The sequence below is a fragment of the Chryseobacterium sp. genome (assembly GCF_022712095.1).
GTDB lineage: Bacteria > Bacteroidota > Bacteroidia > Flavobacteriales > Weeksellaceae > Chryseobacterium.
On record NZ_JALAHD010000265.1, the window covers coordinates 1 to 6,013 of the forward strand.

Annotated in this window: 3 protein-coding genes; all 3 read right to left on the reverse strand. The window is 34.7% G+C overall.

Features of this window, described 5'->3' with window-relative positions:
* Window positions 1–280: 280 nt before the first annotated feature.
* Window positions 281–1,723, reverse strand: coding sequence for a TolC family protein (locus Q0A18_RS13675; RefSeq protein ID WP_292010712.1), 1,443 nt, complete (start codon window positions 1,721–1,723; stop codon window positions 281–283).
* A 1-nt stretch (window position 1,724) separates the two neighbouring features.
* Window positions 1,725–4,868 (reverse strand): efflux RND transporter permease subunit, encoded by a 3,144-nt coding sequence (locus Q0A18_RS13680; protein WP_292010713.1) that lies wholly within the window; start codon window positions 4,866–4,868, stop codon window positions 1,725–1,727.
* Window positions 4,869–6,013 (reverse strand): efflux RND transporter periplasmic adaptor subunit (locus Q0A18_RS13685; RefSeq protein WP_292010714.1); only part of this gene is annotated, 1,145 nt, incomplete at its 5' end.

Here is a 6,013-nt window from a genome sequence, read left to right on the forward strand (position 1 = left end):
ATAGGGTAGATTCTATCAGAGTAGATGTAGAGAAGAAAAAAGGAAAGATTACTGATTCCATAAATTCTATTAAACAAAAATTTAATGAAGATTCTTTAATACATAAAGTAAATTCTATTTCAGATGGAATTCTTAAAGAAGTGGAAAATAAAGGCTCAGACCGTAGTTCCAAATGATCAAATGTTAGGATTCATGAAAATTATCAGCTGTTACAATATAAATTAAGAGTCTTCATATGAAGACTCTTAATTTATTATCTATTTCAATAGGATAGAGATTGTCATTGAATCCAGCCTCCGCCTAAAGCTTTATAAATATTGACTACAGATTGGAATTGTTCTTTTTTAGCAGAAATTAAATCGAGATTAGCTTGGAGTACATTTTGCTGAACTACTAGTACTTCGAGATAATTCGCTCTTCCATATTTAAAAAGATCATTAGAGATATCAATCGCTGCAGTCAGTTTTTTCACTTCGTCATCTTTTAATAAATATATATTTTCAAGATTATTGATTCTTTTCATTTCATTATAAACCTCGACATAACTATTTAGAATTGTTTTTTGGTAATTGAACAGCGCTTCATTCTGAGAAGCGTTCGCGTTTTGAAAACTCGCTTTTATTGATGCCCTGTTTAATAGTGGAGCTGTTAAATTTCCAAGTAATCCAAATATTATTGATTTCGGTGAAAATAAGAGGGACGGTAAAAATGCTTGATACCCCACTGTCCCTGATATACTAAGAGATGGATAAAATGAAGCTTTTGCGGCGGCTAGATCTGCTTTTGATGCTAGCAATTCATATTCAGCCATTTTTACATCCGGCCTATTACTTAGCAAATCAGTTGGAATCCCCAAGATAAGCTTATCGGGGCTATTTTTTAGATAATTTTTATTTCGACGGATATGCTGAGGATATCGCCCTACTAAAATATTAAGCCTATTTTCTGTTTCAGTGATTTGTTGCAGTTGATAATATTTTATAACCTTGATATTATTAACTTGAGCCTCAAATTGCTTTACGGCCAGTTCGTTTGATTTTGCTGCCTGTTTCATAATTCTGATCAGCTCTAAAGCATCTTCCTGAATTTTTATATTCTTATCTAAAATGTCTATTGAAAGATCAAGAGCAAGCAGTTCATAATAGTTATTGGCTATTTCTGCAACCAGATTGGTAATGACAACATTTTTATATTCAACACTTCCCAAAAGTCTTGCAATAGCTGATTTTTTCTGATTTTTTAATTTTCCAAAAACATCAATCTCCCATGATGTTTGGAGTCCAACAAGATAATCGGGAAGGTTTTTAGGAATATTTTTGTCTTTATATATAGGTGTGCCGGCATTACCTGCACCATCCATTGTATATTGTCCGAATCTATTAATCCCTGCTCCTGCAACAAAATTTAAATTAGGTAATAATGCGCCGTGTGCTTGCTTTGCTAAGGCTTGAGATTTTTTAATATTCTCTGTTGCAATCAGTACGTCGAAGTTATCATACAAAGCACTATCTATTAAGGATATTAGGTCAGGATCTTTATAAAAATCAGCCCATTTGGGTAATTTTATATTCATACTATCCTTCTCATTATCATTATCATAAGCTTTGGGTAAAAGATTATTTCCAAGTTTAGGTTCTGATACTTTGGAGACATTACAGCTGCTTAGAGAAAACACTACTCCCAGAACCGAAAGAGTTATGATTATTTTGAATTTATTTTTCATTTTAAAAATCTTCAGTCAAAGGTTCAACTACATGTTCGGAGTTAAATTGGTCCGCTATGGTAGCAAAGACAACATATAAGCCTGGGATAATAATAATTCCGAATAAGGTTCCAAACAACATGCCCCCAGCAGCAGCTGCACCTATTGTTCTGTTTCCTGTTGCTCCAGCACCTGATGCGATGAGCAGGGGAATCAATCCTGCGATGAATGCAAACGATGTCATTAATATAGGTCTAAGTCTGGCTACGGCACCTTCAATAGCCGCTTTAAATGGGCTTGCTCCTTCCTTATGTTTCAGGGAAGCGAATTCGACAATCAGGATTGCATTTTTACCAAGCAGGCCAACGAGCATAACTATAGCAACCTGAGCATATATATTATTTTCCAAACCTAAAAGATAGAGAAGAAAATAAGCACCAAAGATTCCGACCGGCAATGATAATATAACAACTAATGGAAGTAAGAAACTTTCATATTGTGCCGATAAAAGAAGGTATACAAAAAGTAAACAAATCACAAAGATATAAATCGATTGGTTTCCAGTGGAAACTTCATCCTGTGTCATACCTGCCCAAGCAATGTCATATCCTGGAGGCAATTTTTCTTTGGCAGTTTCTTTAATTGCAGTAATAGCATCACTGCTACTGTATCCATCCGCTGGACTACCGTTTACTTCTGCTGAAGTATACATATTATATCGGGTAATCTGATCTACACCATATGATTTTTTTAATTCTGCAAATGCTGAAAGAGGAACCATCTCAGACCTATCATTTTTCACATATAATTTCAGTAGGTCCTCAGGTTTTGCTCTGTATTCAGGTAATATTTGTACCATTACTTTATACATCATTCCGAATTTTAAAAAATTGGTAGCATATTCACTTCCTAACATTGTTTGAAGGCTTCCCAGTGCGTTTTCGACGGTTACTCCCTTTTGAGCTGCCTTATCATAATCGATATTCAACATATATTGAGGGTAGCTGGCATTAAAGTTTGTAAATGCAGAGGCAATTTCAGGTCTTTCTTTTAGGTCTTTTTTAAACTTATTGACAATATCCTCCATTTGTTTCATATTGTCAGTTCCCGTTTTGTCTAGCAAACGAAGTTCAAAACCACTGGCATTTCCATAGCCGGGAACTGTTGGGGGTGGGAAAATTTCGATTTGAGCATCTTTTATATGGCTGATCTTTTCTTTTACCGTTTCAATGACTTGCTCTAGTGATTCATCTCTTTCCTCCCAATTTTTCAAATTAATAAGGCATGTACCATAAGTAGCTCCCGTACCTTTGGAAAGAATATTGGAACCGGCCATTGTAGATATCGATCTTATTGCTGGGATGTCTTTACATACTCTCTGGATTTCATTGACTACCGCATCTGTACGTTCCAGAGTGGATCCTGCAGGTGTTGTTACACTTATATAAAATGTTCCTTGGTCCTCATTGGGAATAAAACCAGCAGGCAGTATTTTGTTTAATAAACCTGTTCCAAGGCAAAATAATATCAGAGCGATGAATGTGATAAGTTTTCTATTAATTATTGCAGAAAGTATTTTTTTGTATTTTAACGAAAGATGGTCATAGCCTTTGTTAAATTTTGTGAAAAACTTTTTTAATAAGCTGTTTTTCTCTTTATTATGTGAACCCTTTAAAAGAATAGCACAAAGGGCAGGTGTTAAAGTGAGTGCACCAACTCCAGAAAGTATAATTGAAATTGCCATTGTTACAGAAAACTGTTTGAAAAAAATTCCCACAGGTCCTGACATGAAAGCTGCAGGAATAAATACGGCAGCCATTACCAGAGTAATTGCCATAATTGCACCGCTTATTTCTTTCATTGCCGCTGCCGTCGCTTGTTTAGGTGGTAAGCCTAAATCTAGTTTGGCATGTACTGCTTCCACAACAACAATAGCATCGTCAATTACGATTCCAATGGCAAGAACCATTGCAAATAATGTAATTAAATTTAATGAAAAACCAAAAAGATTCATAAAAAGAAAGGTGCCGATAAGGGATACTGGTACAGTAATCGCCGGGATAATGGTCGACCGAAAATCCTGTAAAAATAGATAGACAACTAAAATAACTAATATTAATGCCTCAATCAAAGTTTTGATTACTTCATGTACGGAAGCATCAAGGAATTTTGAAACATCATAACTGACTTCGTAATTCATTCCTTTTTTAAAAGTTGTATCTTTAATCTCAGCCAAACGTTTTTTAACTTCAGAAATAACTTCTCTTGCATTAGAGCCCGGAAGCTGTTTTAACTGTATTGCTGAAGCGGGTTTTCCATTCATTTTAGTATTAATATCAAAAAAGCTGGTTCCGAATTCGATATCTGCTACATCTTTAATCCTTAAAATTTCACCCGATTCGCCGGCTCTGACTGGAATCTGCTCATACTGTTCAACGGTATTAAAACGACCGCTGTATTTTACTACATATTGCAAAGACTCAGCTTTCTTTTCATTACTTTCTCCAACTTTTCCTGGTGCGGCTTCAATATTTTGAGCTTTAAGTGCTTGGCTGATATCAGATGTTGAGATACCATAGTTTAACATTTTGTCAGGCTTAAGCCAGATACGCATTGCATATTCTTTTGCCCCTACAACATCAACAAAGCCAACCCCTTTAATACGTTTAAGCTCAGGAAGAAGGTTAATGTCTGCAAAGTTGTACAAGAATTTTTCTTCCATTGAAGGATCATTGCTGAAAACATCAATGTACATCAGTATTGCATTTTCTTCCTTTGCAATTTTAACTCCATTTTTTATAACTTCTTCAGGAAGTTCACCCATCACTGCCGAAACTCTGTTTTGGACATTAACAGCCGCAATATCAGGGTCCACACCTACTTCAAATATAATTTGAACAGTTCCGGTTCCATCATTACCTGCATCACTTGACATATATTTCATTCCCGGAACCCCATTTATCGCCCTTTCCAAAGGTACAACTGCAGCCTTGGTTACTGTTTCGCTGTTTGCTCCGGTATATTCTACCGTTACGTTCACTGATGGAGGTGCAATATTGGGAAACTGCGTCATGGGTAATTGCACTAAGGAAAGTAATCCCAATAGTAATATAAACAGGGATATAACGATCGAAAGAACAGGTCTTCTTATGAATTGTTGTACCATTTAGTTATTTTTAAGTTGAGTCATTATTTTATTCCATGATAATTTTTCAGGTATGATCTTGTCACCTTCTTGCAGGGATTGAACACCCTCATATATAATATTATCAGAAGAGTTTAAATTATTGCTTTCAACAATATAAAAATTAGGTATACGATGGAGTATTGTTATTTCTTTAGATTGTGTTGTTCCTTTGCTGGTTATCGTGTATACATAATTTTTTTCCTGTACTTCGTATGTTGACTTTTGAGGAATTAAAATGGCATTATTGACTGAAATCGGTAAAATTATTTTTGCACTCGATCCATGTTTAAGTAGACCTTCAGAATTTGAAAATTTGGCTCTCAAAGTAACAGTTCCGGTACTGTCATCAAGTTCACTTAATACTGTTTCTATTTTTCCCAGATGATTTAAAGCTTTATTATTGGCAAGAAGCAGTGAAACCTTATTTTCTCGATTTAATATGTTGCTCTCATTCAAATCAAGAAACTCTTTTTCAGATACATTGAAATATGCATAGACAGAACTGTTGTCTGAGATTGTTGTCAAAAGTGTTCCCTCGTCCACCAGACTGCCCTGCTTATTGGGAATTCTGTTAATTATACCATCAAAAGGAGCTCGAATATTAGTATATGACAGATTGATATTAGATGTTGTAATATTGGCTTTTGACTCATTAATGCTGGCCTTTAGTACATCTACTTTTGCCTGGGCCAATGCCAGTTCCGACGGAGATAAGATTTTTTTATCAACAAGAATTTTTGTATTTCTGTATTCAGTAATAGCAGAGGATAGCTCGGCAGTATTAGATGCTAATTGTGCTTTTGTTTTTTGCAATTCGGTTGTAAATTCTTTACTGTTAATAGAAAATAAAAGTTGTCCTTTTTTAACAAATTGACCTTCATCGACATATATTTTCTCAATATAACCTCTTGCTCGTGTACGAAGTTCTACATTTTTTAAAGATTGAATATCTGCTACAAATTCTTCAGAAATAACAGTATCTTTCTTTATAGGTGTAATTACCGGAAATTTTTCAACACTTGTTATTTTTTCTTTATTTTTTGAATTGCAGGAGTACAATACTATAATAGGGCATATTAATAACATCGTCATACTTGGCACTTTATTTAAAAGGCCAGTTGTTG

Coding starts and splice junctions, on each gene's coding strand:
- Q0A18_RS13675 (WP_292010712.1), bottom strand. CDS start 1,723: ATGAAAAATAAATTCAAAATAATCATAACTCTTTCGGTTCTGGGAGTA.
- Q0A18_RS13680 (WP_292010713.1), bottom strand. CDS start 4,868: ATGGTACAACAATTCATAAGAAGACCTGTTCTTTCGATCGTTATATCC.